Below are 25,932 nucleotides of genomic sequence, written 5' to 3' on the forward strand. Positions count from 1 at the left end.
CCAGAGAGCAGGACGATTATGTTGTAACCCCTAACTTCTTACGTAAAAATACGTAGGCAACACGGCCGCATAATACTCCCAGAACGTTCAATATGATGTCATCTACATCCATTGTACCTGCGCCCAGCAGCATTTGGGACACCTCAAGAATGACCAGTGCGATCACTATCGTTAACAACAGACTGCCTATACTTCGCATGGACACCCAAATGATAGGCACAAGAATACCGAAGGGAATGAATACGCCAATATTGCCGAGCAAATTAACACCCCATACCCGAAAAGGAAACGACTCCATTGCCCGCCAGTATTGCCTGATCGTATCAAACGGAACAATATTATACGAATACGGGGGTCCTGGCCGTAATGTACGACCAAAACCGAGAAACATCCAATATAATAGAAGTCCTGTATATAAAATCAATAACATCAACGCCACATGATGAAGCAGGCGGGTCCTAAACATTACTTGTTACGGACGTCGATCTGTCCATTGGCCCGTGCGATAATAACCTGGTCCGCCATATTAATGAACAGTCCGTTATCGACTACACCCGGAATTTGATTCAAGCGGATTTCCAACTCCTGCGGATTCTCAATCGTACCATAGCGACAATCAGCAATATAATTACCGTTATCCGTAAGGAAGCGCTCGCCGTCTTTCATACGCCACTCCGCCTTACAGCCTGTCTGCCGCAAAGCCTCCAACGTCCATTCACTGGCAAAGGGTACGACCTCAACGGGTAAAGGAAATGCACCCAGTACCTTCACATCCTTGGACTCATCGACAATAATAATTAATCGGTCGCTATTGCTTTCCACAATTTTCTCTCTCAGTAGGGCTCCGCCTCCACCTTTTACCAGCACCAGCTGCTCGTTCACCTCGTCTGCACCGTCGATGGTAACGTCAAGCCTTCCAATCTGATCAAACGGAATGATGGGAATTCCCAGCTCCCTGGCCTGATCCTCCGAAGCTTGGGATGTAGCTACAGCCTGTATATGTAATCCTTGCGCTACACGCTCACCAATTTTTTGAATAGCCCAAAAGGCTGTCGAGCCTGTACCAAGTCCTACTTTCATGCCGTCCTGAATCGCCTCAACTGCTTTTTCGGCCGCTTTTTGCTTCAAATTCATTATCATCTCTCCCGCTATATAGGCTAGTATTGATCATCATCCATTTTATAAGAGAACGCTTTATAATAACAGAGACAGCTTTTTACCATAACAAAGGCTGTTTTCATCGTGTTCATACTCCCCAAACCGTTCAATAGGTTCATATCCCCGCTTGGTATAGAGAGCAATCGCTTCAGGTTGAGCCGCTCCGGTCTCCAGTTTAATCCTTACAACTCCCCGTTTGCTGGCCTCCTCTTCCAAAAAAGATAATAGGCTCACCGCAATTCCTTGTCTGCGATAAGAGGAATCGACATAAAATCTTTTGAGCTCCATTTCTTCCGCATCTATAGGCCTAAGCCCTCCACAAGCCACCGGTTTTTCGTCCACATACACAACAGCGAAAACCATTTCTTTAACTTTCGGATTGGAAAAATCAACCAAGTAAATTTCATCGGCAGGATACCTTTCCAGCAAGTCCTCATCCAGCCTTTGAATCAACTCATGCAGATCCTCGTGATGACTCTCAACCTTTAAAATCGTAAGCTTGGACATTCTTCTTATCCCTCTTCTCTTTGCATGGATATAAGGACTCATTTCGCAAACAATTCACAAAAACCGCGATAAATCAAGCATTTCCAACGTTAAATATGAAAAATGTCCCAAATTGATAAGTGCATTTGACTCTATTATAAAGTATGATGGTTTCTGTTGAATAGTTGCTTATGGACTGTAATGAATTCGAATTTCAAGTTGAAGTATAAATTGGAATATACTGAAACACAGACAGCGTTTACCTATTAAAAATTAATTTTTTATTGTGTAAGGTATTCATTTCAAGGGCTTTTCGTACGACATATATATAGGGATATCATACTTGTCTATAAAAGGACTTAAGACCTATTACATAAAATTCAAGGGTCTATTATCTCTATTATTATGTTTGTAAGGGGGACTTGATTATCTCATTCGATAAGCGGTTCAACACCATATACAAAAATACAACCAGGGAGTGGAACATTTTGAAAAAGTGGAGTAGCTTATCATTCTTCACCAAAAACTTATTATTATCCTTCTTCAACATCGTATTGATTGGACTAGTCCTTATTGTGTCCAGTTATTTGATCCAACGTACGATTTTGATAGACCAATTGCATGGACAAGTGGAAAAAATCACATTGAAGTGGGCTCAGGGCATTAATTCCGATGAAGTAACCCAAGCGGTTCAAGAGAAAAACTATGATGGACCCGTTCAAACCAAACTCCGCACGTACCTAGATAACATCATGGCGACCAATCCGAATATCTCTCATGCCTATATATTCGGGACGGAGCTCGAAAACGGCAATCTAACATCTATTGTGGCGATGCCAACGGATCTCAGAGAAGCATTTGAAAAAGATAAGCTGCTCGTTGGCTCTATGTACGAGCAACCCAATGTCGTGGCAGTCGGCGTAACCGGTATGTTGGACAGTGGCAAACCAACATTCACTAGCTTCTACGATGATTCTTTTGGTACATGGACGACTTTGATGACTCCGATTAAAGATTCAAGCGGCAAAATCTTTGCATATTTTGCAGTCGATGCAGATGCTGGCGCCGTACCTGCCGGCTTAACCAAGCTGCTCATTAGCGGCGCTACTATTTTAGTGATTTTCCTACTGATCTGCCTGGCGCTTCAATATTGGGTTGTGAAACGCACGCTGTCCCCGATTAAGCAACTGATGTACGGTATCAGTGAAGTAAGCAGAGGAAATCTGGATGTTCAAATTCATGCAGGTCATGATGATTTGGGGCTCGTAAATCAGAACTTCAACGATATGGTAAGTCATATTAACAGCATTATGACCAAAGTGAAGCAGACAACTGATGAAGTCAATGAATCTGCCAAGGAACTACTCGCAATCTGCGAACAAAACGGAATCAACTCCAACATCATCAATCAAAACATCAGTGAAATTACGGAGAATATCCGTTCGCAGGAAAAAGCAACAGGCGATAGTGCACGTGCCATGGCTGAAATGGCTTCGGTAATTCAAAATATTGCCACAAGTTCTTCCAATGTTGCGGAAGAAGCCAATTCGGTAGAAAAACGTTCTAACGAAGGCAATGAGATTGTAAGCAAGGTATCATCTCAAATGCACTTGATTACCGATACAGTCACCAATACTTCCCGTATCATCAAGTTGCTGGACAGTCGTTCGCAGGAAATTGGCAATATCATCAGTACCATTTCAGGCATCTCCAGTCAAACCAACCTGCTCGCTTTGAACGCTTCTATTGAAGCTGCGCGCGTTGGTGAAGAAGGTAAAGGCTTTGCCGTTGTTGCCAGTGAAGTACGTAAGCTGGCAGAACAATCTGCGGATGCAACCAAACAAATCACGTCCCTGATTGAAGAAATTCAAAGTGAAATCGGACAAGCTGTGAAGTCGATGGAGCAAGGAAACGTTGAAGTTCAAAACGGAATCGTCGTTGCCGGACAAGCAGGCGTGCTGTTCAATGATATTCTTCAAGCAACTAAAAATGTAGCATGGCAAATCCAAGAAGTTTCCAGCGCTACTGAGCAAATATCTGCGGGTACACAGGAAATGACCGCGACAGCAGACGATCTTTCTTCCACTGTAACCAAAACAGCCAATAACAGTGTTCACATTGTGCAAACGGTGGAGGAGCAAAAAGCTTCTTTGGATTCGATCATTGATTCATCCCACAAATTGACGTCCATGTCTGAAGAGCTTCAAGAAATTACATCTTATTTCAAAATTGCAGACACCAACCGTACCAAATCATAATAACCATTTATCAGATCCAAAATTTATAAGTAAATCATTCGGTAATGCCTCCCTCCTGTTCATGCATTTGAAGGGATCGGAGGCATTTACTGAGTTTACCATTTATATTAAGACATCATACATTCAGGAGGTTAGCGTAATGGCTTCATTACTACAAAACAGCACACAGACAACCCCATCCCCATTCCTAGTTCCCTTGGATTGTGCACGTATACAACGCAAGCATACATCCTCTACTTATCAAGTAGAGTTAGAAGCGTCCATCTCGGAACAATTAAATCAGCAAAAAACTGCGGAAGACAAACAAACGTTGCTTTTATCAGCATATACTGCATGGGTATATCGCCTATCCGCAGAAGAAGAAGTTTCTTTTTCTACATTTGTGCCACAAACCGGTCTGCTTACAGCTTCGCTGACAGTCGAAAAGGAAACGACTTTTCATGAACTAGCAGACTTATTTCAGGAGATGCTCCGTGAGCCTAATGCATACCTAGCGGAACCACAAGCCGATACTTCATTTTCGGCAAATCTGCCTACGGACAGCGGAGTAGAATCCCGTATTATGGACTGGGCTGTTAGTGAACACAATGGCACTTATCAAATACAGATCCGATATGATCAATCACTCTTGCTGGAAACAACGGTTGTCCGATACGCAGAATACTTTGAAACTCTTTTGCGCGGCGCGCTAACCAACAGCCATGCACTTGTGAATTCCATTGATATATTATCAGATGCAGATCGAGCTGCTCACGAAGCTTTAAATAATACAGTCGTGAAATATCCTGAACATCAAACTATTCATGGAATGTTTGAGGAGGCTGCTTCACAATACCCTGATCGTCCGGCTATTGCTTCCCACACTGGAGAGTACACGTACCGTGAGTTGAACGAACGTGCTAACCAAGTCGCACGTGTCTTGTTATCTAAAGGTCTTACCAAAGGTGAATTCGTGACTATCTTCATGGAACGAAGCTTGGAGACCGTCATTTCATTGCTTGGTATCCTAAAAGCCGGGGGCGTGTATGTGCCTGTTGATCCCGCCCACCCCGCCGACCGGAGCAGCTACATTGTCGAAGACACGCGTTCTCCTTTTGTCTTAACAACTTCCGCACTCATGGAACAAGCGACTGAACTGTGCGGTTCCATTGAGACGGTAAAAGAAATTTTAGCAATTAACGGACCACTGGCAGGCTATGCTGCAAGCAATCCAAACGTTAATGTAAGTCCGGATGATCTAGCTTATGTCATCTATACATCCGGCTCTACAGGCAAACCGAAAGGTGCCCTGATCGCTCACCGCGGTGTCGTTAACCTAGGAGCTGTCGTGCAACGCGATTGTGACATTACACCTCAGGATGTATTGACCCAATTTGCAACCTACAGCTTCGATGCATCCGTTTGGGATACAATTGGAGCCTTGTTTTACGGTGCAAAATTGTACTTGCTGTCTTCCGAGGAACGTGTATCTGTTGAAGAATTCGCTGAAGCCATTGCACGTACAGGCACGACGATTATTACCATTTTGCCGACCGTATTCTTTAATCAGCTATCTACGTACTTGTCAGACGAAGGCTATCGCAAACTTGCTAAGGTACGGATCGTTACCGTGGCAGGCGAAGCGCTGTACGGCTCACAAGTTCGAGCGTTCCAAAGTAAATTCGGTACAGATACCGACATCGTAAACGTATATGGACCGACCGAATGCACCGTAGCGACAACGACCCATCGGGTCCGTGGTGCCGTGCCTGAACATGTCGTCAATATTCCGATCGGCAAGCCGATTTACAATTACAAAGTGTATATCGTTAACGATGATAACAAGCTTTGCCCTGTCAATATTCCGGGCGAAGTATGTATTGCTACGCCTGCGTTGGCCCATGGCTATCTCCATCAGCCAGAACGTACAGCCCAATCGTTCGTGGACAATCCTTTTGTTCCGGGTGAAAAAATGTACCGCTCGGGTGATATCGCCAAGCTGCTGCCAGACGGTACGATTGAATACGTAAGCCGCAAGGATTCACAGCTCAAAATTCGGGGGAATCGGATTGAAATTGGAGAAATTGAAGACCATTTTTCCAAACATCCAGGTGTTCAGGACGTCGCTGTAGTAGCCGTCAAAGATCACACAGATCAGAACATGTTAGTTGGCTATTTCACCACTTCGGATGGACAATCCATTCCACAAGACGTTATTCAGTCTTATATTGGGGGCAAGCTGCCTTCTTATTTTGTACCAAGCCATGTCGTTCATCTGGAAGCCATGCCAATTTCACCAACTGGCAAGATCGATCGCAAAAAGCTGGCCCTGCGACCACTGCCGGAAGCGTCTGGTCTTTCATTTGGCGGGGAACCTCTCCGAGAAGGAACTGAAACACTCATTGCCGAAGCATGGACTCAAGTGCTTGGTAAAAATAACATTGGCGCTACCGATGATTTCTTCCTAATCGGGGGCGATTCGCTTCGTGTCATTCATGTGTTGGCTATTCTAAAGCCGCGTTATGGCGCGCTGCGCATCGGAGATTTTTTCCGCTACAAAACCGTTCGCGAGCTTGCTGAATACGTGGAACAATTAGGTACGGAACAAACGCCGCAACGCAAGCCTCTCGCGCTTTCTCAAGAAAAAATGGACTTGAATGAGCATCCTATTGAGTTGTCTGGTGCTTCTGACTTAGCTGAAGTCCGCGACTTGCGCGTGATTTTGTTAACCGGTGCTACAGGCTATCTGGGCTCGCACATTCTGTATGACCTACTTCAACGGACAGAAGCCAAAGTATACGCGATGGTACGCCCTTCTCAGGACGGTCCATCTGGTATCGAGCGTATTCAGTCCGTATTGACGGGATATTTTGGACAAGATATCTCCAGCTTGATCGAAGGACGGGTAAAAGCTGTCTATGGGGATCTGGAGCAAGCCGATCTTGGTCTCTCTTCCGTCGACCGCCATATGCTGGAGCACCAAATCGACGGCATCATTCACAGCGCCGCTGACGTTCGCCATTTTGGTGATTCGGCAGCCTTCGATCGCACGAATGTGACCGGAACACTGGAACTGCTGAAAATCGCTCAAGCCAAGCCAGGAGTATCCTTCCATCATGTCTCTACTATGGGAATACCGGAGGATCTTGCTAACGAAGGAAAATGGGAGTCGGCATTGGAGCTTTCTGCCTTCCCAGACGAACTGAACGTGGACAACCTGTACACGAACAGTAAACTCGCGGCGGAGAAGCTGTTGTTCCAAGCAGCTCAAACGGGTACGCCTGTCTCGATCTATCGCGCAGGCAATTTGACAGCCCATTCGGCCAACGGACGCTTCCAGCGAAATATCGACAGCAATGCTTATTATCGTATGATGAAGGCGATGCTGCTGCTGGGCAAAGCGCCACAAGCCGATTGGCATACGGACTTCACACCGATTGATTACGCCAGCCGTGCTATCGTAGAGCTGTCCGTTCATCAAAAAAGCGCAAACCGCATTTTCCATATCTGCAATCCGAACCCACTGCCATATGATGAACTGATCGCTATGGTAAACCAACTTGGTTACGCAGTAGAAACCCTGCCTTTTGACGATTACAGCGCTTGGCTGCTGAATCCATCTTCCGGCATTCAGGAGGATGCCCTTCACCTTGCTATGGGACAACTGGAAGGTGACGGAGCCAAGGATTCAGCTTACCGTTACGGATGCTCTGTAACCGCAGCTCTGCTGGAACAAGCTGGCGTTCAATGCCCGGCAACCGACCTGAACTTTATTCGGAACATGATCCAGCATGCCGTCGAGATCGGTTACTTCCCGACCTCTTCAACGGTATCTGTAAAAGCAACACAGAGGTAACAAAGTTGTGATATTTCCCCCGCATGTTTTCGGTATGATAGACTAGATTTTGCTAGTTTCATATTTAGTATAAACCTCTATACTTTCAGAATTTTTTTGCATGCGGGGGATGTCATTCAATGAAATACACTTTTTTTAAAAGAACGTTGCTAATCATAAGTTTGTTGGCTATTTTAGGGATTTTGGTGTATGAAGCACGTAGCATATACCACACACCCACAGTTAAAGGGACTCATCGTACACGTACAGCTCATGCAGATCGACTGGTACGCCATTTATTCTCACTGACGCCTACACCAGATAAAGTATATTACCAAAACAAAGTAATTGTCCTGATGTATCATGAGGTGACCAAGACTCCACCTGATCCCGGCGCTCTCAGGCTTAGTAATTTAACGAGGCAGTTGGACGAAATGAAAGCTAACGGCTTCCACTGGATCACGATGAAAGAGTATACGGACTTTATTTTACATAAAGCCAAGGTTCCTGATAATGCAGTACTTATGACATTCGACGACGGCTATGAGTCCTTTTATACGGACACTTTTCCTGTGTTGAAAAAGTACCAGGTATCGGCAACCAATTTTCTCATCACGTCCACGATCAGCAATCCCAAACATATTGGTATTCCAAAGCTGACATGGGATCAAATTCATCAGATGCATGCCGAAGGCATTGATTTCTACAATCATACCAATGACCAGCATGCTTACGGATACTCCAACACAGCCCGCACCCAACAAAAGCCGCTTCTGATGGGCCCAGTGTATTCGAAAAAGCTGGGGCGAATGGAAACCGAGAATGAGTTCAAACAGCGGGTTTATACCGACTTGGGCATGGCTGACAAGAAACTGTTCAAGCATCTACACAATGATCAGAATGTACTTGCCTTCCCTTATGGTGGGTATACCAAGGAGACGCTGGAAATTTGCCGTTCCTTGGGAATTGACGTTACGTTCACGGTGAAACGGGGGATTAACTCGCCAGGGCAAACGAACGGCTATCGCGTCAATGCAGGTGGAATACACAATATTCCAGAAGTATTGGTGCAATACATGAAGGAAGGTGCTCCCCTTCGCCCACTTCCTTTTGCCCAAGGTCCCAACAAGGTATCCTAAACGTTGGCTAGCTTATTGAAGGATAAAAAAGAACCTTTAAAACCATTTATGTCGTGGTTTTAAAGGTTCTTTTGTTGTATGAGATGTAGATTAGGGCCAGATGCGAATTGCCGCGATAACAGCCAGATGTACCGGGTAAAAGCTGCGCCACAACCAGCGCGGTACCCGACTATAAAATCCGCTTTCTCCAGTTGCAAAACATGCGATCAGAATGCTGGACAGCAGACTAAAGTGTTGGAGATTCGCGTGATGCACCATATCATACACTACGTTCAAAATAAAATGGGCTGCAATCATCATATATGAACGGGTGTATCGATAAATGAGAACCAACAGCAGTCCATAGGCTCCGTAATCCATCTGGCTGAGCTCCATAACCAGAGCTGAAAGGACGTACAGAACCGTTACAGCTGTCCAATGCTTCAAGCGGGATGCAGCAGCCAGCGCGAGCAACGAGGCCAATAGCGTCCAGATTACGTTCGGTCTAAGCACATCAAATGCCAGCATATAGGGCACCTGAGAAATCATAGCCAGTCCGAGTAGACGGAGCATATAGCTCCGAATGTCTCGGGTATGAGTATATCCCAAATACAGCGCGTAGGCGTAGATTGGAAAAGCAAGCCTGCCGGCAATTCTCCAAGCCGGATCCGTCGGAAAAAACACAAGTCCGACATGGTCAATCAGCATCGTCAGCATGGCCAACCAGTACATACAAGGCCCCCTTATTCAATGTTTTACGTTTTTTCTTCTGTCAAGCTCAGAATGGCGTTCATGATATCCGTTTTCGTAACCCGTCCTACCAACCCCTGAATTGGAGTTGAGGAGCTACATTGCTCGTCCAAAACTGGAAGACAATTGACCTGATGCCGAATCAGTCTCGATATCGCTTCCAGTAAAGTGTCTTCTGGAGCAAGCGTCGTCATTTGGGCCCGGCGCGTCATGGCCATGGTCACCGGGACGGTGTGAAGATCGGTATGCCCCAGCATGACCTTCAGCAAATCCTTGCGGGTAACAATTCCAATGAGCTCCTGCTCCTCCCCTGTGACCATCAGCGTGCCTGTATTTTGCTGAAACAGCATCAGCACCGCATCATAGGCGGTAGCGTCACCGGAAATCAAAATCGGATCGCTAAGTATATCTGCCACAGTCAGCTTTTTGAGCATGTTGCCGATATGACTGTCATATTTGGGGTAACGTCCTGGCAGGTAGCCTACCTTCGGTTTAGCATCCACCAGCCCGAGCATAACGAGCAGAGCAAGGTCAGAACGGAGAGTCGGACGCGTCAATCCCAGTGTTTCAGCAATTTTATCCCCCGTAACAGGTGCCAGACGCCGGACAATATCAACAATTTCCCGCTGTCTTTCAGACAGTTGAATAATGATTACCTCCTTATGGAGTGGGGTAGTATACATTATAGACGAGCATAGATCGTTAAATTTCAGCTTCTTCCGACAATTCATCAAATTTTAATCATACACAGCTTGTTTTCAAATTTAAAATGTGTCACAATTAAGAATGTAATACATACTAATTATAAGTTTAACGTGTGCAATATGCTACATTTAAATGAACTATTGTACATCGCATGTGATATGTATTATGTATTATATAAACCTGAGGAGGAAATCAAATGAAATTTTTCTTGGATACTGGTAACATTGAAGAAATCAAACGTATTGAACGTTTGGGTCTGGTTGATGGTGTAACAACGAACCCTTCACTGATCGCTAAAGAAGGTCGAGTGTTCAAGGAAGTCATTCAGGAGATTTGCAGTATCGTTGAAGGTCCCGTAAGTGCTGAGGTTATTGGTCTGAAGGCTGAAGATATGCTCAAAGAAGCTTATGATATCGCCAAGTGGGCACCGAACGTGGTTATCAAGCTTCCTATGACCGAAGACGGCTTGTACGCTTGTAACGAGCTGACCAAGAACGGAATCAAAACGAATGTAACACTGATTTTCTCCGCGGCTCAAGGTTTGATGGCAGCCAAAGCTGGCGCTACTTTTATCAGCCCGTTCGTAGGACGTCTGGATGATATTGCTGTTGATGGTATGAAGCTGATTCGTGAGCTGAGACAAATTTTGGACATTCATGGTCTGAAATCCGAAATCATCGCCGCATCCATCCGTAATATTAAGCATGTAGAAGATGCTGCTCTGTCTGGTGCACATATTGCCACCATTCCAGGTTCCTTGCTCCCTTCTCTGTGGAAACACCCGCTGACAGACAGCGGTATCGAACGCTTCCTGAAGGACTGGGAAACTGTACCAAAAGCTTAATTCGCCAGTCATGGCAAACGATACTATATCAACCCAAACAGCCCGTATTTTACGGGCTGTTTTTTATTTTGGCTTTAGTGATGGCAGAACCCAAAACGCTCAACAACTTTTTTTGACAAAATAACTTGTTGTTCATATAATTGTTATAACAACTAATTAATTTCGAAGTAATTTATGTACGGGAAACGGAAAGGAGTACCTATGAATAACTTGCCTCCCGATTGTTCCATTGGGATGTTGCTCGGGATTACTCACCGCAAAATGAGTCAGCAGCTCTTGCAGCGCCTCAAACCTTATGATATTTCCCCAGAGCAATGGTCGGTTCAGTACCAAATCTATCAGGCTGAGGGTTTAAATCAGAAAGAAATTGCAGCTAAGGCCGTGAAGGACCAGCCTACCACGACTCGAATTATTGATTTGTTGGACAAGAAGGGCTGGGTACGGCGTGTGAATAGTCCACAGGATCGTCGGGCCTATTTGCTTCATTTGACTGAAGCAGGCCGACAGCTTGTGGAGGAGACTCTTCCTGTCGAACGTGATGCCAATCACGATTTTGTAAAAGGAATTTCCTCGGCCGATCTGAAGCAATTCCGCCGGACTCTTTTACAAATTCACGCCAACATGACTGAATCAGAAAAACAAGGAGAGAACGATTAATATGCAACAAGGCAAGCAACCTCTTTGGACCAAAGAATTTATCGTTCTTACGGTTTCCAATTTATTTTTGTTTCTGGAATTACAGATGATCCTATCTTCCATTCCTTCTTATGTGAAAAATACATTCCACGCTAGTTCCGTTCAGGTGAGTCTCGTTACCACCTTATTCGCTTTAAGTGCGATTGCAGCACGACTCTTTTCAGCCCGTATGCTGGAAAAAGGACACCGCAGTACCCTGATCTTCGTGGGCCTACTGTTTGCTTTGGCAGGAACGCTGGGGTACAGTGTTTCACCGACGATTACAGTGCTTCTACTCATGCGGATGTTATTTGGGATCGGCTTCGGTATGAGTAGTACGGCCTTTCCAACGATGGCCTCTGACGTCATCCCGCCCAGACGTCTCGGTGAAGGAATGGGTTTCTTTAGTCTGTCCACCAGTCTAGCGATGTCGATTGGGCCAACCATCGGCATTTCGATGCTGCAATACGGGAGTTTCAACCTGCTTGCCTATACGACAGCAGCTGTAATTGTTGTGATATTCCCGTTGGCTTACTGGCTGATTCGTACACTACCTAAGGGGCACATCGAACCACCTATGGTTCCTTTGGAAGAAGGGCGAAAACCGGCATTTAACCGTAAATTGTGGATTCCCGCCTTGTTGAACATGCTAATGTCTATCACATATGGTGGGTTACTCGGCTTTATGGCGCTTTACGGGGATGAAGCAAATCTGGCGCATCCTGCCTACTTTTTCCTGTTTAATGCGGTATCCGTGCTGATCGTGCGTCCCTTCTCGGGCCGTATTTATGACAATAAGGGGGCAAAAGCACTGCTCATCCCCGGCTCCCTGTTTTTAATTGGCGGTCTGATCCTGCTTTCCTATGCGCACAGTGATGTCTTCATGTATATGTCTGCTCTTTGCTACGGTATCGGGTTTGGTGTGATGCAGCCGACCCTGCAAACCTGGATGATTCAGGTCGTGTCTCCTAAACAGAGGGGTATGGCAAACGGAATGTTTCTCAATTCCCTCGATTTTGGGGTTGCAGCCGGAGCGCTTATACTTGGCATTATCGCCAAAGCAAGTGATTATGCGTGGATGTACCGTCTCTCCTCGCTGTTTATTGTACTGTTCTTACTGATCTATGTCATACAAATCGTCGCAAGCCGTAAGCCTAAGACACATGTCCCTCTAGAAGGGTAAGTCTATGATTTACAATTGAATATTAGTTTATACTTGCTCAGTTTTCAAAAACACCCGTTGCCATGATTTCATGGGACAACGGGTGTTTTTTCTTATTTCACAGGAGCTTTGCGTCTTAGCTTGGGAGAAAGAGGCTTTTCTCGGGACACATCTGTTAGCCCCTTATCCACATTCATAGGGTCAGTGGATTTGTCATCTGTGGGTTCATCCTGCTTGGGTCTGACCGCAAACAGCATCAGCATAGCTGCAATGCCTCCCACTGCGGCCATCACGCCAAAAAGCAGACCATGTCCACTGCGACCCAGCAGCAATGAAACAACCGGAGGGCCTAACGATACCCCGACAAAGCGCATGCTGCTATACAACGAAGTAATGGTTCCGCGCTCCTCTTTTTCAATTCCCTTCGTAATGAGGGAATCCAAACAAGGCAGTGCGAGCCCAATCCCGCCGCCGCCTAACGTAAACAATCCGATCACCGCATAAATATTTTGGAAAAATCCGAGAATGGCAAAGCTGATCGTCAATACGGCCAAACCACTGAAACCGATCCACTTCATGCGCTTTTTGTGCTTGCCGATGATCTTGCCTCCTACATAAGAGCACAGACAGAGGGAAATCAGCGGAATGGCTAACACAAAACCTTTCCACACTCCATGGAGGTTGTAACGACTTTCCAGTATGTCAGATAAGTAAAACAGGACGCCAAAAATGACAAACATACAAATACCGCCCATGGCGAAAATAGCATAGAGCCAGCGTCCTTTTTCGGCAAGCACTTGCTTCACATTTCCCACAAATTCTCGAAACATAATCGGTTGGTTCTTACGCTTGGGCACATGAATCAGCCAAAGCACTAAAATGAGCGAAATCAGACAGAGGCCCGGAATCACCGCCAATGGCAAAAACCATAGAACAGCTCCCAACGCAGCACCGAGTATCGGACTTAGCACTTTACCAAATGTGTTGTAGGTCTCAACTACCCCTAGGTTTTTGCTGGCCTCATCCTCATTTTCGTACAGATCGCCCACAAGCGGAATGACTATAGGAAAAGCCCCTGCCGCTCCCGCACCCTGAAGTAGACGGCCTGCAATAATGGTCCAGTAAGCTGCCAAATCGTGAAGCAGCCATGCTCCCACCGCAGAAATCCCCCCTCCAATCACAGTCAGAATCAGACAGGGAACAATCACCGCCTTACGGCCAAATCGGTCGGAAAGATAGCCCGCAATCGGTATCAGTAAAATGGCCACCACCGCATATACTGTAATCAACATACTAATCCGAAAAGAGCTTACATGTAGCTTACGTCCGATTTCCGGTAAAACTGGAATCAGCATGGAATTACCCAGCGTCATCATCAGCGGGATGGAACCTAACGCAAGCAGATTCCCTTTATTTTGTTGCATCCCGTTACCACCTTTGCAAAAGTAATAACACAGCTGTTCTGATTCGTTCAACAGATGTTATTGTGTTTACATTGGTGGGAATTTATGCGGCTACACTTTAAATCCACCGACCCTTGCATTCAGAAGTTGCGACATATCCGCCAGTGTATGAATGGAAGACGCAATTTCCTCCATGGAAGCCAGTTGCTCTTCAGCCGCCGCACTGACACTCTGGGTTCCCCCTGCCGACTGCTCTGCTACTTCACGAATACGTTCTACTGCTTCCACCATTCGCTCGGATCCGCCGGACATTTGTTCTACGGACCGATTTACACTGTGAATCTGTTCGCTGACCTGTTGAATGGAACTCCCAATCTGACGAAATGCGGTTTCTGCGGATTGCATAACCTTTACGCCAGACTGCACTTCAACCGTACCTGTCTGCATACTGGAAGCGACATTTCCAACATGCTCCTGAATATTTTGCACAAATTGTGTAATTTCTGCTGCTGAAACTGATACCTGCTCGGCCAATCTTCTTACCTCAGAGGCTACAACAGCAAATCCTTTCCCCTGCTCTCCGGCTCTTGCCGCTTCAATCGACGCGTTGAGCGCTAGCATTCCTGTCTGTTTGGCTATTCCGGTAATGACAGCTCCAATCATGCCAATCTGTTCGGCCTGTTCACTAAGTGAACGCACAGCACGTGCAGAGCTGTCTACACTTTCGCTTACCTTTTCCATCTGACGCATAGCCTGACCTATAGATTGTTCTCCTGCTTCTGCATCTTTAGCGGCTGTATCAGATAACTCGTACACCTGCTGGCTCGTAGCTGCAATATGCTCCAGTTCGTGGGCTAGCTCTTTCACGGTATCTGTAGTTTGTGTAATATCATCGACCTGATGCTCCATACCAGCCGCTAGCTCTTCCATTACACCGGAAGTATGACGATTGGCCTGATTCATTTCCTCTGTACTTACGCTAACCCGCTCTGCGGTTACGGTTAATGTACGCGCCGTATCCTGCGCATCCACTATAATACTGCGGAATCCCTCAATAAGCTTGTTGTAGGAGCTTGCAATCATACCGATTTCGTCTTTGGACGTAATATCAAGTCGGCTACGCAAATCTCCCCCACCTTCAGACATTTCCAACAGCTGCTCATTCATATGGTGTAATGGACGAATGGAACGAATCAGCACGATGGATTGAAAAATACTGTAAATGATAACTAGAAGTCCTACAACACTCGTAATCAAGGATGTATTCGTCATCGTTTGGTGCGCTTGCTGTACTTTCACCGTCACCATATCTTCTTGAGCTTTGACAAAGGCTACTACCTTGGTATCCAGTTGCTTGCGCAACACCCGTTCGTTTTCAAAATCATCGAGCAAATCAGAAAATGGCGGGAAAGCATCATCTCTTGTACTCTGATACCCCGCTGTAGTCAGTAAACGATGAACTTGATTCATATAGGTATTAATTCCCGTCTTGAGATCAGTCATCTTTTTCTTAGAATCCTCATTACCTGCACTAAGCAGAGCTTCTGTCTCCTGTAGCAACTTTGCAACTTCACTCTGCTTGTTTCCGATCTCTCGCCCGTACTGTTCGTCACGAGTTAGCAAATATGCCCGCTCATCATTAGATATGCCGTTTAACAAAAATTGAAGAGACTTCGAGTTATACGCAATAGCCTCTTCACGATTCATAATATCCTTGTACTCATTCTCACTATGTACGCTTAAAATGTAATTGGTTAGCAGCATGGCTGCAATCACACTCGGGATCAGTATCGCGCTAAGAATCATTTTGGCCTTAATGGTTAAATTCATGAATCGGTCCCCCAGTTATTTCTGAATAAAATGTCCAACTTACTATATATCGTTTTATTCGACTGTTTTTTTGAATGAAACAGAAAAAGTGTATAGATTTTTAAATATATTTGTGTCTATTCAGTGAACATATATATCTTTTTTAATATCAAAAAACAAATAAATTCAAAATTAGGTAAATGAACTGTTTTCAGTTTGTAACCTTCGAATTCTAGACTATAAAAGTGATATACTATGTATTGGTATGCCATAAGCCTCAAGGAGGATCTGCATGAAAAGCCTGGAACTCAAGCCACTTATTCACGTGCTTAACGAGTTGGAAACCCGCAGCTGCCTTATTGAGCAGCAGGGTAACATGATCATGAATTATTATCGTGAACCTCAAATTGCTAACGAACTCTATAAAATAAATTCCTGTACCAAAAGCGTGATTTCCGCATTAGTTAGTATCGCTATGGACCAGCAACGGGGACCGAAACCGGAGACACCAATCCTCGAATTCTTTCCCCAGTTGGCCACAGATAGTGATTCTCAAAAGCGTGATATTACGATTGAACATCTGCTGACGATGTCCGCAGGCTTTAACTGGACGGAATTTGGCGGGCAAAATTCTTTTCCTACCATGAGCAAAACGTCAGACTGGGTGCAATTTGTGCTTTCACAGCCATTATCGGATGTGCCAGGCACGCGAATGGAATACAGTTCTGGCTGTTCTCAACTTTTGGCCACCATATTACGTAATGTTTCTGGACAAACAGTTGTTGAATTTGCCGAGCAGCAATTATTCCAACCGCTCGGTATCGAAAGCTACCATTGGGAGACCGATCCTCAGGGCACGCATACGGGTGGATTCGGACTGCATCTCAGACCGATGGACATGCTCAAATTCGGGCGGCTTTATCTGAACGAAGGAGGCTGGGAAGGACGGCAGATCATCCAAACAGAGACAGTCCGATATTCAACCCGTCCGTTTCTTCCTGCTGCCAAACCACAAAAAGCATTTTACGGCTGGCACTGGTGGACTTCTTCCTTTTCAGATGAAACAGAGACAGGAACTGAAAGAGAATATTTTTACGCTCTCGGCTTCGGTGGGCAATACATTGTTGTCGTCCCGTCATATGACATGGTTGTTGTCGTTACCGCTGATAAATTCAAAAAGAAACGGGCTCCTGTGGATATTTTCCGGCAGTATATTGTACCACTGCTACTCCAGCAGAATGGATAGGAATAGATACCGAAGCTAAAAGTTGCAACTGGTCTCTAGCAAAAATCTGCATCAAAAAGGGCTTGCCTGTTGGATCAGGCAAGCCCTTTTTTTGCATATAATCGCTACATTATGACATACTTCATCCACTATCTAGAGCCTTACTTAGTCCAAGTGAATCGTAAGCTCTTGCTGTCCGCTGGAAGCTGGTGTAATGATTACACCCTGTTCTCCCGACTGGCTGCTGCCTTCCTCCACTTGAACAGCCTCGTGGATACCGCGCAGGACTATCGACCATGGTTTAACAGCACCTTCAGCCTTCACCGTAATGACAGAATCCTTGCGGCTGGCAGTAACCGTTAGCTCTTCTTCACCTGACGTATTCACGATAACCGTTCGAGCTTGTTGCCCCTCTCCAAGCTCAAACAAATGAAGCGCCACTTGATCTGCATAATCATAGTCCGGACGACTGTCCTCATGACCAATTGCCAACAGTGTGTTCGGCTTCACGAGCACAGGCAAAGTTGCAAAATCATGATACTCGTTAACCCAACGACCACCTGACACTCTCTCATTCGTAAGTAAATTTGTCCACTGACCCTCTGGTACATAATACTGCACATTGCCTTCTTTATTAAAGATCGGGGCTACCAAAATGGAATCCCCCAGCATGTATTGCAGATCCAGCGTTGCACAGGTTGGGTCCTGTGGGAATTCCAATACCATAGCCCGCATCATCGGCAGTCCCTTTACTGAGGATTCCACAGCAGAAGGATACAGATATGGCATCAGCGAGCATTTGAGTTTCGTAAAGCTACGCACCACGTCCACCGATTCTTCGTCAAATAGCCAAGGCACGCGATAGGATTCGTTTCCGTGCAGACGGCTATGGGAGGACAAAAGTCCAAATTGTACCCACCGTTTATACACGTCCGGTGCAGCCGTTAACTCAAAGCCGCTAATATCATGGCTCCAGAAGCCGAAACCGCTCAAACCAAGCGACAAACCGCCTCGTAAGGATTCAGCCATCGACTCATACGTCGACGAGCAGTCTCCGCCCCAGTGAACCGGGAACTGTTGCCCCCCTGCTGTAGCGGAACGTGCAAATAACGCGGCTTCATTTTTACCCAGTTTTTCCTCCAGCACATCAAATACAGCCTTGTTGTACAAATGCGTATAATAGTTATGCATCTTCATTGGATCAGAGCCGTCATGATATACCACATGGGTAGGGATGCGCTCGCCAAAATCAGTTTTGAAGCAATCCACCCCTTGATCTACCAACACCTTCAGCTTATCCTGGTACCAGGCGACTGCAGCCGGATTTGTGAAGTCAACCAGCCCCATCCCCGCCTGCCACATATCCCATTGCCACACGCCGCCATCGGCGGTTTTGACCAGATAACCATTCTCCATGCCTTCATCGAACAAAATGGACTTTTCTGCAATATACGGGTTGATCCATGCGCAGATTTTGAGGCCCTTAGCCTTCAATCTCCGCAGCATGCCTTCTGGATCTGGGAACATATCTTGATCCCACTGGAAATCACACCATTGGTATTCCTTCATCCAGAAGCAGTCAAAATGGAATACCGAGAGTGGTAGATCCCGCTCAGCCATCCCGTCCACAAAATGGTTAACGGTCGCTTCATCATAATCTGTTGTGAACGAAGTGGTCAGCCACAAACCAAAGGTCCAGGCTGGTGGTAATGCAGGCTTACCCGTCAGCTTGGTGTAATTGTCCAGTACCTCTTTAGGGTTAGCTCCACCAATAATAAAATACTCTAACGATTCGCCGGAGACGCTAAACTGAACCTTTGATACATTTTCCGATGCAATCTCATAGGATACCTTTTCCGGATGGTTGACGAACACACCATACCCTTTATTCGATAGATAAAATGGAATGTTTTTATAGGCCTGCTCACTGCTAGTCCCGCCATCTTCATTCCAGATATCGACCACTTGACCATTTTTTACGAACGGGGTGAAACGCTCTCCGAGTCCGTATACGTACTCACCGATGCCCAGCTCCAGCTGTTCTCGGAAAAAAGGCTGATCCTGCGGGTCTGTAATATAGCCTGGTCCCCGATGTCCGCTGCCTGTGACTTTACGATCCTCGACATAAAAGCCTACATCCCAGCTCTTCCCACGACCGACTCGCACACTCAGATCGCCGCTTTTCAGTACCGCTGCGTCCTCATCCACTGTAATATCTACCTCTGTTGGCAAGGTGTGAATTTCAAAATTCGGCCCCTGATGTACCCGTCCCTTATGGTGGTTCAGACGCACCTGAATGACATTCGGCATAGGCGAGCTGTAGGTCGCTTTCAGCAACGCTCCGTTCAGTGTATCTCCTTTGTGCTCGATCCGGTGGGTCGCTGCATATACCGTCATGGAAGCATCGTCCGTCACAATATCACGGATATCAGCAGGATTTTGTATTTCATAGCCCTTGCGAACCATCCAATAGCCATCAGTAAATTTCATCTGTTACTTCCTCCGCTTCAATCTTTATTTCTTGATCCCAAATCGCTTGTTGGATTTTTTCGAAATCCTTACTATAATAATATTGATTTATGTAAGGGTTTACTTCGGTTATTTTGACGTATTGTATCAATATTTTGATGTTTTCTATATAAATCAGTTTGCAGAAGAGGAGTCGTTGAAATGCAAAGGGAAATGTTGCGGGAAAACCGCATTCACGGCAATCCCATGTACCCAGTCAGCGTATATCCGAGCGTAGAGCAGTTGAACGGAAATAGTATACTGGAGTCTCATTGGCATGAAGAGATGGAGTTTATCGTAGTGGAGCAGGGAAGCGCCATTTTTCAGACGGATATGGTCTATACGGAGGTTAACGAAGGTGAAGCCCTTTTTGTCAACAGCGGCGAGCTTCACGCCGGTTATTTACAAAAAAGCCCTCGCTGCATATTTTCTGCGGTGGTGTTTCATCCAGACATGCTGTACAGCCGCACGCAGGATACGGTGCAGACGCAGTTTATTGACCCATTTATCAGTAAAAAGCTTGTCCCTCCCCCTCACATTCGAGGCGTGCAGCCTTGGGAGCAAGAGGTGCTGGCTGCATTGCGACACATTATCACCAGCCATGAGCAGAATACACCTGCCCGTGAATTGGCGACCAAGGCGCAGCTCTATAGCATGATTGCCTGCCTGTATCCACACATGACCCCTGCTAACGGAGAGGATGTGATTATGGCGGGTCAACGCAACAAAGTTGAACGGATCAAAAAAGCGCTGGCGTATATCAACAGTCATGCTCATGAACCTATACGTTTACGGGAGATCGCAGATGAGATTGGAATGAGTGAGGGACATTTTTGCCGTTTTTTTAAGCAGATGGTTCAGAAAAGCCCGGTAGAATATATCAACTATCATCGGATTCAGAAGGCTTGCAGGTTGCTGGAGCAAAGTGATCGCAAAGTGGTTGATATTGCGCTGGATGTTGGTTTTGACAATCTAAGCTATTTTATTGCGACCTTTAAAAAATGGAACAGCCTGACCCCTTCGCAGTACCGTAAGCAGCACGAAGCAGATCAGGCGCTTGCTGTCCCTTATATAACAGACTAATATGCCATAGGATAAATCATTTATTTTTTTTGGGCTTCATAAGTACTAAAATTATTTTTCTTCCTCTTAACTTAGTAAATATGTATCCAGCTACACCTCCTAAAACAGAGGGAATTAACCACCCTAACCCTACATTATATAATGGAAGAAGATGATTGAAAAAGTCATTAATTACATTAATTTTTATTCCAGCAGCATTCAAGCCATCAAATAAACTAACGATAAAGGTTAATATCAAACTGCCTTGATATACTTCTGACTTTCCTTTAAATACGGGATGTAAAAAAGTTAAAAATATAAGAGAAATAGCAATAGGATATATTGCCATTAATACTGGCGTTGAAACCTTAATAAGCTGTGTTAAACCTATGTTGGCTACAAGAGCACTAAATATAGATAACATGAGAGCAACTCTTTTGTATGAGACTTTCGGAAATAATCCATGAAAAAAAGAAGAGCAGGAAGTAATAAGCCCCACACTTGTCGTTAAACACGCTACTGTAATCATTAAGCCTAATAGAATAGAACCATAAGATCCAAAATAATAGGAGGAAACCTTAGCTAGCACCTCAGCGCCATTTCCCAAAACACCCAATTTTTCAACGCTAGAAGCTCCCATGTATGAAAGAGACGTATAGATAAAAGCTAAGAGTATAACCGCAATTGCTATCGCTTTGGCACAAATGATCATCAACTCTTTTTTTGTAGTGACTCCTCTATCCTTAATTGCATTCACAATGATAATTCCAAAAATAAAGGCTACAAGAGCGTCCAATGTTAAATAACCCTCTTGAAAGCCTTTGAAAAAGACATTCGATGTATAACCTTCCGCAGGTTCTTGGAATTTTCCTATTGGGTGAATAATAGCTACAATCACAAGTAATCCAATGAATGTCAATTTAATGGGTGTTAAGAACTTTCCTATAACATCAATAATTTTTGTAGGATTAAGTGATAACAAGCATGCAACTCCAAAAAAAAGAATAGTAAATACAACAAGTGCGACAGGATGATCTGCATTGTTAGAAAAAAAAGGCTTTACTCCAATTTCAAATGACACACTACCGGTTCTAGGAATTGCATATAAAGGCCCGATGGCTAGATAAAGGATTGTTGTAAAGACAAGGCCGAATACAGGATGTACACGACTCGCTAAAGTTTGCAAATTGCTTTTGCCCGAAAAAACAAAGGCTGTGACGGCTAGTAATGGTAAGCCAACTCCGGTAACCAAGAAACCCGCATTGGCTACCCATACATTCTTTCCAGCCATTTGCCCAAGCATAGGTGGAAAGATTAGATTCCCTGCACCAAAAAATAAGGCAAATAGCATTGAGCCTATAATGATAATAAAGGACGAAGAAACACTTTTCGACATAATAAATCCTCCAACTACGAACTCACAACAATTTGTTTTTATTCGTTTTCTTTTTAATTTGTATAATATATGTTAATAGAGCCTAGTGATAACCCGTGCCTTTAGGATGAGTGGGTTTCGTCTTAACTCATCGTTACACAATACTCTATATACGATCAGTATTTCAAGTAACTTTGTACTTGCAGAATGAACTTAGTGAGCTTAATGAACTATAAGAGAATTTTACACTTAGGACTTATTTCTTACAAGATGTAGATATAGTACTATTCCTCTTCAACATATTTAAAATAGTTTGAGCCCCAATTTTAATCCATATCAGGATCTGCTGTTTTATCCGAATTCTCAACTGATTGAAATAAGCACAGGAAATCTTGGGAAAATGCCCTATGGAAGCAAATGAAAAATCCTTACAATTAATAGTACAGACAATACATATTGACGTTGACAACACATTGAGCGGCTACAATTTGAAGGGGTGCTTAAACATGATGAATTTGGCAAAACGCAACTATTGGTCTCTGAGTATTTTTAACTTCGCTTATCTGTTTACATGGTCTGCCGCCATGTCTTTTTTTGTCATTTGGCTGGGACAAAGCCTGGGAATTTCAGAAACCTACACGGGATTTCTATATGCGGCTAACTCAATCGTGGCCTTGATTATGCAACCCCTGTTCGGTTACTTATCCGACAAGCTGGGTCTGAGAAAACATCTGCTGTACATACTCTTTACGATTCTTTTGCTCGTCGGACCCTTTTTTATTTATGTGTACGGTCCATTACTACAAACGCAGTTTGTCATTGGTGCCATTGTTGGTGCGCTATTTATCGGCCTGGTATTTAATGCAGGTAACGGTGTCGTCGATTCGTATATGGACAAAGTTTCGCGTAAATACGGCTTTGAATACGGACGGGTTCGCATGTGGGGTTCACTTGGGTGGGCGGCGGCTACTTTTGTTGCAGGACGGGTCATCAATATCAATGTAAATCTGACCTTCTGGATTGCCTCGGTATCTGCCGTTGTTGCCATGGTCTGCATCTTCCTGACCAAAGTCGAAATGTCCGGACAGGAGCAGCAGAAAACAGAATCATTGAAGCTAATTGATGTGCTGCATCTCGTGCGTACCAAAAAGTTCTGGTTTCTTATGCTATTCATGGTTGGCGTAACCCAAATCTATGAGGTATATGACCAGCAGTTTGCCACATACTTCGTATCGCAGTTCAGTTCCAAAGCGGAAGGAAATCAATTCCTCGGCGATTTGAGCGCTGTGCAGGTTTTCCTGGAATTTGTGTTCCTTTTCGTTACCCCTTGGTTTGTGAACAAAACGACCGCCAAATGGGCATTAATTATTGCCGGGTCGATTATGTCTCTGCGTATTATCGGCTCTTCATTGCCATTCGGTTCCATATGGGTAGCTGCAATGAAGATGATTCACTCCCTGGAGAAACCGCTTATTCTGGTAGCCATCTTCAAATACATTACCGTTAACTTTGACCAGCGCTTGTCCTCCACCATGTACCTGCTGTATTTGTTTATGGGCTCCCTGGTGGTTTCCATTTTCTCGCCCATTGTGGGGCATATGTATGAAGTATTGAATTTCCCGATAACTTATGTAATTCTGGGTTCCATTGCAGGCCTGTTCACCATCATATCCTGCTTTACACTGACAGCAGACAAGAAGAATGGTAAGCGGTATCTGGAGGAACGTCGTAAACAGGATCTGAAAAGAGCAGCCAAAAAAGCTGAAGCCGTTCATTCGTAATCTAATGGTTTGAGCTTAACAAAACAGCGACAGTCTAGGACTTTTTTTCTCGTCCAAGGCTGCCGCTCTTAACTTCACTTGATTTGAAGCTTATTTTAAATCTTGAATACCGACACCGTTTGATTCATCTCTTCCGCTCTCTTGGCAAGCATGTTAGCACCTGCTGACACTTCCTGCATGGATGCGGTAGTTTCCTCGACTACGCTTGCGACTGTTTGAGTAGAATCTGCAGCACGTTCGGAGATTTCAGCAATTTTCTTCATCGATTCCACCATAGAAACGGTTCCTTCATTTACGGATCTTGCTTCTAAAGCCGCCGTGTCCACCTCACTGCCCACTTCTTCAACGGCACCCACAATCTCAGAAAAAACGTTACCTACACCTTCGACAAGCATCATGCCTTCATTTAGAGATTGAACACCTTCATTCATTGAAACCACAACTTCATCTGTTCTTAATGTGATTTCGTTGACCAGCGAAGAAATCTTGCCCGTTGCTTCACTTGCTTGTGCCGATAAATTGCGTACTTCATAAGCGACAACCGCAAATCCTTTTCCCTGCTCTCCCGCTCTTGCAGCTTCTATACTCGCATTTAGTGAAAGCAAGTTGGTTCGGGCTGCTATATCACTGATCATAGCTGTGATCTGTTTAATCTCCGCCGACTTTTCGCCTAGAATATTTACCACTTCAGCGGATTGAGTTACCTTGGTATGCACATCTCTTATTTGGAAGACAGTCGAAGACATTTGAGTTTTCCCTTTGTTTGCTTTTTCTTGTGCTTGGGTTGTGAGATTAGCCACATGAACAAAGCGATTGGTTATGTTGTCTACACTTTTAGAAACGTCTACCGTGTAATTCAGCGTTTCAGCTATATCTGCAAGCTGTGTCTGAGATCCCTCTGCGACTTGTGTGGCACTTATAGCTATCTGCTCGGTAGCGATGCTTGTCTGTTCCGCACTGGCCGTTAACTGTTCAGCCGTAGAGGCAACCAGTAAGGAATTATCCACAACTTCCTTTAAAAGGTTGCGCAGTGAATCGCACATTTCATTAAAATCGGATGCCAGTTCCCCGACCTCATCTTTCGACTGGACTCTAAGGGGCTCCACTTGCAGGTCCCCCCTCGTTACCAGCTTTATCTGTTCCGCTATCTTTAATATGGGCTTAGTGAACGATTGAGCCAGTAAAAAAGAACCGATGATTCCAAGGATCGTACATATGATAGTCAGAGATATCATCAAAATTCTACCTGAATGGTAAGATTGACTCGATTGATTAGCGGCATCCGTTGCGTATTGCTCATTAAGTAGCTTCAGTTTATTTACATCTTCTAATGCTGCCTTATAAATAGAAGAATTTCCATGAATGATCATGTAGGCCATCACTTTGTCGTTTTCTTCCATGGCAGCGGAAACCACCTTTAGATGGCGAAGATACATTGCCCACTGACCATAAAAATTGGTGAACAGTTCTTTTTCCTCTGCCGTAGAGGCTAAACTTTGATATTCATTTACACTCTTATCCATTGAAGCTGTAGCTTTGGTTAGTTCTTCTTGATAAGTACTGCGAACAGCCGCATCCTCTTCAAGTATCAATCGAACGGTAAGTCTATCAATTTCTGTAATCTGCTTATCCATACCTTGAAGAAGAATAACCGCGGGTAAAGACCTGTTATTTACCTTATCAGAAGCCTCACCCATTTCCGACATCTTAATGACGCCTATAACACTTGAAAGGGACAGTACGATAACCAGTATGAGCGCTGCACTAATTATTTTTTTCTTTAACGTTAATTTAAACAT

19 protein-coding genes are annotated in these 25,932 nt (G+C 44.8%); 9 read left to right on the forward strand and 10 right to left on the reverse strand.

All coding sequences use genetic code 11. The annotated features are described in order from the left end of the window. Window positions 1-16 precede the first annotated feature (16 nt). The 3 genes from NLX73_RS08315 to NLX73_RS08325 are packed head-to-tail and all read right to left on the reverse strand — an operon-like array spanning window position 17 to window position 1,665. Window positions 17-466, reverse strand: coding sequence for a VanZ family protein (locus NLX73_RS08315; RefSeq protein ID WP_254325861.1), 450 nt, complete (start codon window positions 464-466; stop codon window positions 17-19). Then, entirely contained in the window at window positions 466-1,134 is a 669-nt protein-coding gene (gene rpiA / locus NLX73_RS08320) for a ribose-5-phosphate isomerase RpiA (RefSeq protein WP_068940619.1), read from the reverse strand. Before rpiA ends, NLX73_RS08315 begins: the two co-directional genes overlap by 1 nt. Before the next feature lie 60 nt (window positions 1,135-1,194). Beyond that, window positions 1,195-1,665, reverse strand: a complete 471-nt coding sequence (locus tag NLX73_RS08325; RefSeq protein WP_061831318.1) for a GNAT family N-acetyltransferase — start codon at window positions 1,663-1,665, stop codon at window positions 1,195-1,197. A gap of 467 nt (window positions 1,666-2,132) precedes the next feature. On the opposite strand from NLX73_RS08325, the gene NLX73_RS08330 reads away from it, so the two are divergent. The 3 genes from NLX73_RS08330 to NLX73_RS08340 all read left to right on the forward strand — a co-directional run bounded on the left by NLX73_RS08330 (window position 2,133) and on the right by NLX73_RS08340 (window position 8,855). Continuing rightward, window positions 2,133-3,902 (forward strand): methyl-accepting chemotaxis protein, encoded by a 1,770-nt coding sequence (locus NLX73_RS08330; protein ID WP_061831317.1) that lies wholly within the window; start codon window positions 2,133-2,135, stop codon window positions 3,900-3,902. Between the two features lie 139 nt (window positions 3,903-4,041). Further along, entirely contained in the window at window positions 4,042-7,737 is a 3,696-nt protein-coding gene (locus tag NLX73_RS08335; RefSeq protein WP_254325862.1) for a non-ribosomal peptide synthetase family protein, read from the forward strand. 119 nt (window positions 7,738-7,856) lie between these two features. Then, entirely contained in the window at window positions 7,857-8,855 is a 999-nt protein-coding gene (locus NLX73_RS08340) for a polysaccharide deacetylase family protein (protein WP_254325863.1), read from the forward strand. A gap of 90 nt (window positions 8,856-8,945) precedes the next feature. Here the strand turns inward: NLX73_RS08340 and NLX73_RS08345 are convergent, their stop codons facing one another. Further along, a complete protein-coding gene (locus NLX73_RS08345) occupies window positions 8,946-9,566 on the reverse strand; it encodes a TraX family protein (RefSeq protein WP_254325864.1) in 621 nt (206 codons plus the stop codon). A 23-nt stretch (window positions 9,567-9,589) separates the two neighbouring features. Next, a complete protein-coding gene (locus NLX73_RS08350) occupies window positions 9,590-10,267 on the reverse strand; it encodes a CBS domain-containing protein (protein WP_254326047.1) in 678 nt (225 codons plus the stop codon). A 218-nt stretch (window positions 10,268-10,485) separates the two neighbouring features. Between NLX73_RS08350 and fsa the strand changes: the two genes are divergently transcribed. The 3 genes from fsa to NLX73_RS08365 all read left to right on the forward strand — a co-directional run bounded on the left by fsa (window position 10,486) and on the right by NLX73_RS08365 (window position 12,991). Further along, entirely contained in the window at window positions 10,486-11,133 is a 648-nt protein-coding gene (fsa, locus tag NLX73_RS08355; protein ID WP_013309811.1) for a fructose-6-phosphate aldolase, read from the forward strand. Window positions 11,134-11,334: 201 nt separating this feature from the next. Further along, window positions 11,335-11,790, forward strand: a complete 456-nt coding sequence (locus tag NLX73_RS08360; protein WP_254325865.1) for a MarR family winged helix-turn-helix transcriptional regulator — start codon at window positions 11,335-11,337, stop codon at window positions 11,788-11,790. Between the two features lies 1 nt (window position 11,791). Then, the gene (locus NLX73_RS08365; RefSeq protein ID WP_254325866.1) at window positions 11,792-12,991 is read left to right on the forward strand and encodes an MFS transporter; all 1,200 of its coding nucleotides are present in this window, start codon (window positions 11,792-11,794) and stop codon (window positions 12,989-12,991) included. 92 nt (window positions 12,992-13,083) lie between these two features. Here NLX73_RS08365 and NLX73_RS08370 read toward each other — a convergent pair whose 3' ends face one another. After that, on the reverse strand, window positions 13,084-14,394 hold the full coding sequence (locus NLX73_RS08370; RefSeq protein ID WP_165175743.1) for an MFS transporter: 1,311 nt from the start codon (window positions 14,392-14,394) through the stop codon (window positions 13,084-13,086). Window positions 14,395-14,484: 90 nt separating this feature from the next. Then, window positions 14,485-16,203, reverse strand: coding sequence for a methyl-accepting chemotaxis protein (locus NLX73_RS08375; protein ID WP_069291672.1), 1,719 nt, complete (start codon window positions 16,201-16,203; stop codon window positions 14,485-14,487). Window positions 16,204-16,474: 271 nt separating this feature from the next. Between NLX73_RS08375 and NLX73_RS08380 the strand changes: the two genes are divergently transcribed. Then, the gene (locus tag NLX73_RS08380; RefSeq protein WP_254325867.1) at window positions 16,475-17,428 is read left to right on the forward strand and encodes a serine hydrolase domain-containing protein; all 954 of its coding nucleotides are present in this window, start codon (window positions 16,475-16,477) and stop codon (window positions 17,426-17,428) included. Window positions 17,429-17,572: 144 nt separating this feature from the next. On the opposite strand, the gene yicI is transcribed toward NLX73_RS08380, so the two are convergent. After that, window positions 17,573-19,897: an alpha-xylosidase gene (gene yicI, locus NLX73_RS08385; RefSeq protein ID WP_254325868.1), complete on the reverse strand. Its 2,325-nt coding sequence runs from the start codon at window positions 19,895-19,897 to the stop codon at window positions 17,573-17,575. 180 nt (window positions 19,898-20,077) lie between these two features. On the opposite strand from yicI, the gene NLX73_RS08390 reads away from it, so the two are divergent. After that, the gene (locus NLX73_RS08390; protein WP_254325869.1) at window positions 20,078-20,998 is read left to right on the forward strand and encodes an AraC family transcriptional regulator; all 921 of its coding nucleotides are present in this window, start codon (window positions 20,078-20,080) and stop codon (window positions 20,996-20,998) included. 16 nt (window positions 20,999-21,014) lie between these two features. Here the strand turns inward: NLX73_RS08390 and brnQ are convergent, their stop codons facing one another. Beyond that, window positions 21,015-22,373, reverse strand: a complete 1,359-nt coding sequence (brnQ, locus tag NLX73_RS08395; RefSeq protein WP_061831307.1) for a branched-chain amino acid transport system II carrier protein — start codon at window positions 22,371-22,373, stop codon at window positions 21,015-21,017. 485 nt (window positions 22,374-22,858) lie between these two features. Here brnQ and NLX73_RS08400 point away from each other — a divergent pair, with 485 nt between their 5' ends. Further along, entirely contained in the window at window positions 22,859-24,133 is a 1,275-nt protein-coding gene (locus NLX73_RS08400) for an oligosaccharide MFS transporter (RefSeq protein ID WP_254325870.1), read from the forward strand. Window positions 24,134-24,228: 95 nt separating this feature from the next. Here the strand turns inward: NLX73_RS08400 and NLX73_RS08405 are convergent, their stop codons facing one another. Further along, a complete protein-coding gene (locus tag NLX73_RS08405; RefSeq protein ID WP_254325871.1) occupies window positions 24,229-25,932 on the reverse strand; it encodes a methyl-accepting chemotaxis protein in 1,704 nt (567 codons plus the stop codon).

This window comes from Paenibacillus sp. CH40, assembly GCF_024213605.1.
GTDB lineage: Bacteria > Bacillota > Bacilli > Paenibacillales > Paenibacillaceae > Paenibacillus > Paenibacillus polymyxa_B.

Bases quoted from the DNA above. Each gene is read 5' to 3' on its own strand.
- NLX73_RS08315 (WP_254325861.1), bottom strand. From the start codon at position 466: ATGTTTAGGACCCGCCTGCTTCATCATGTGGCGTTGATGTTATTGATT.
- NLX73_RS08325 (WP_061831318.1), bottom strand. From the start codon at position 1,665: ATGTCCAAGCTTACGATTTTAAAGGTTGAGAGTCATCACGAGGATCTG.
- NLX73_RS08380 (WP_254325867.1), top strand. From the start codon at position 16,475: ATGAAAAGCCTGGAACTCAAGCCACTTATTCACGTGCTTAACGAGTTG.
- NLX73_RS08340 (WP_254325863.1), top strand. From the start codon at position 7,857: ATGAAATACACTTTTTTTAAAAGAACGTTGCTAATCATAAGTTTGTTG.
- brnQ (WP_061831307.1), bottom strand. From the start codon at position 22,373: ATGTCGAAAAGTGTTTCTTCGTCCTTTATTATCATTATAGGCTCAATG.
- yicI (WP_254325868.1), bottom strand. From the start codon at position 19,897: ATGAAATTTACTGATGGCTATTGGATGGTTCGCAAGGGCTATGAAATA.
- NLX73_RS08335 (WP_254325862.1), top strand. From the start codon at position 4,042: ATGGCTTCATTACTACAAAACAGCACACAGACAACCCCATCCCCATTC.
- NLX73_RS08350 (WP_254326047.1), bottom strand. From the start codon at position 10,267: ATGTATACTACCCCACTCCATAAGGAGGTAATCATTATTCAACTGTCT.
- NLX73_RS08375 (WP_069291672.1), bottom strand. From the start codon at position 16,203: ATGAATTTAACCATTAAGGCCAAAATGATTCTTAGCGCGATACTGATC.
- NLX73_RS08390 (WP_254325869.1), top strand. From the start codon at position 20,078: ATGCAAAGGGAAATGTTGCGGGAAAACCGCATTCACGGCAATCCCATG.
- NLX73_RS08345 (WP_254325864.1), bottom strand. From the start codon at position 9,566: ATGTACTGGTTGGCCATGCTGACGATGCTGATTGACCATGTCGGACTT.
- NLX73_RS08405 (WP_254325871.1), bottom strand. From the start codon at position 25,932: ATGTTTAAATTAACGTTAAAGAAAAAAATAATTAGTGCAGCGCTCATA.
- fsa (WP_013309811.1), top strand. From the start codon at position 10,486: ATGAAATTTTTCTTGGATACTGGTAACATTGAAGAAATCAAACGTATT.
- NLX73_RS08370 (WP_165175743.1), bottom strand. From the start codon at position 14,394: ATGCAACAAAATAAAGGGAATCTGCTTGCGTTAGGTTCCATCCCGCTG.
- rpiA (WP_068940619.1), bottom strand. From the start codon at position 1,134: ATGAATTTGAAGCAAAAAGCGGCCGAAAAAGCAGTTGAGGCGATTCAG.
- NLX73_RS08360 (WP_254325865.1), top strand. From the start codon at position 11,335: ATGAATAACTTGCCTCCCGATTGTTCCATTGGGATGTTGCTCGGGATT.
- NLX73_RS08400 (WP_254325870.1), top strand. From the start codon at position 22,859: ATGATGAATTTGGCAAAACGCAACTATTGGTCTCTGAGTATTTTTAAC.
- NLX73_RS08365 (WP_254325866.1), top strand. From the start codon at position 11,792: ATGCAACAAGGCAAGCAACCTCTTTGGACCAAAGAATTTATCGTTCTT.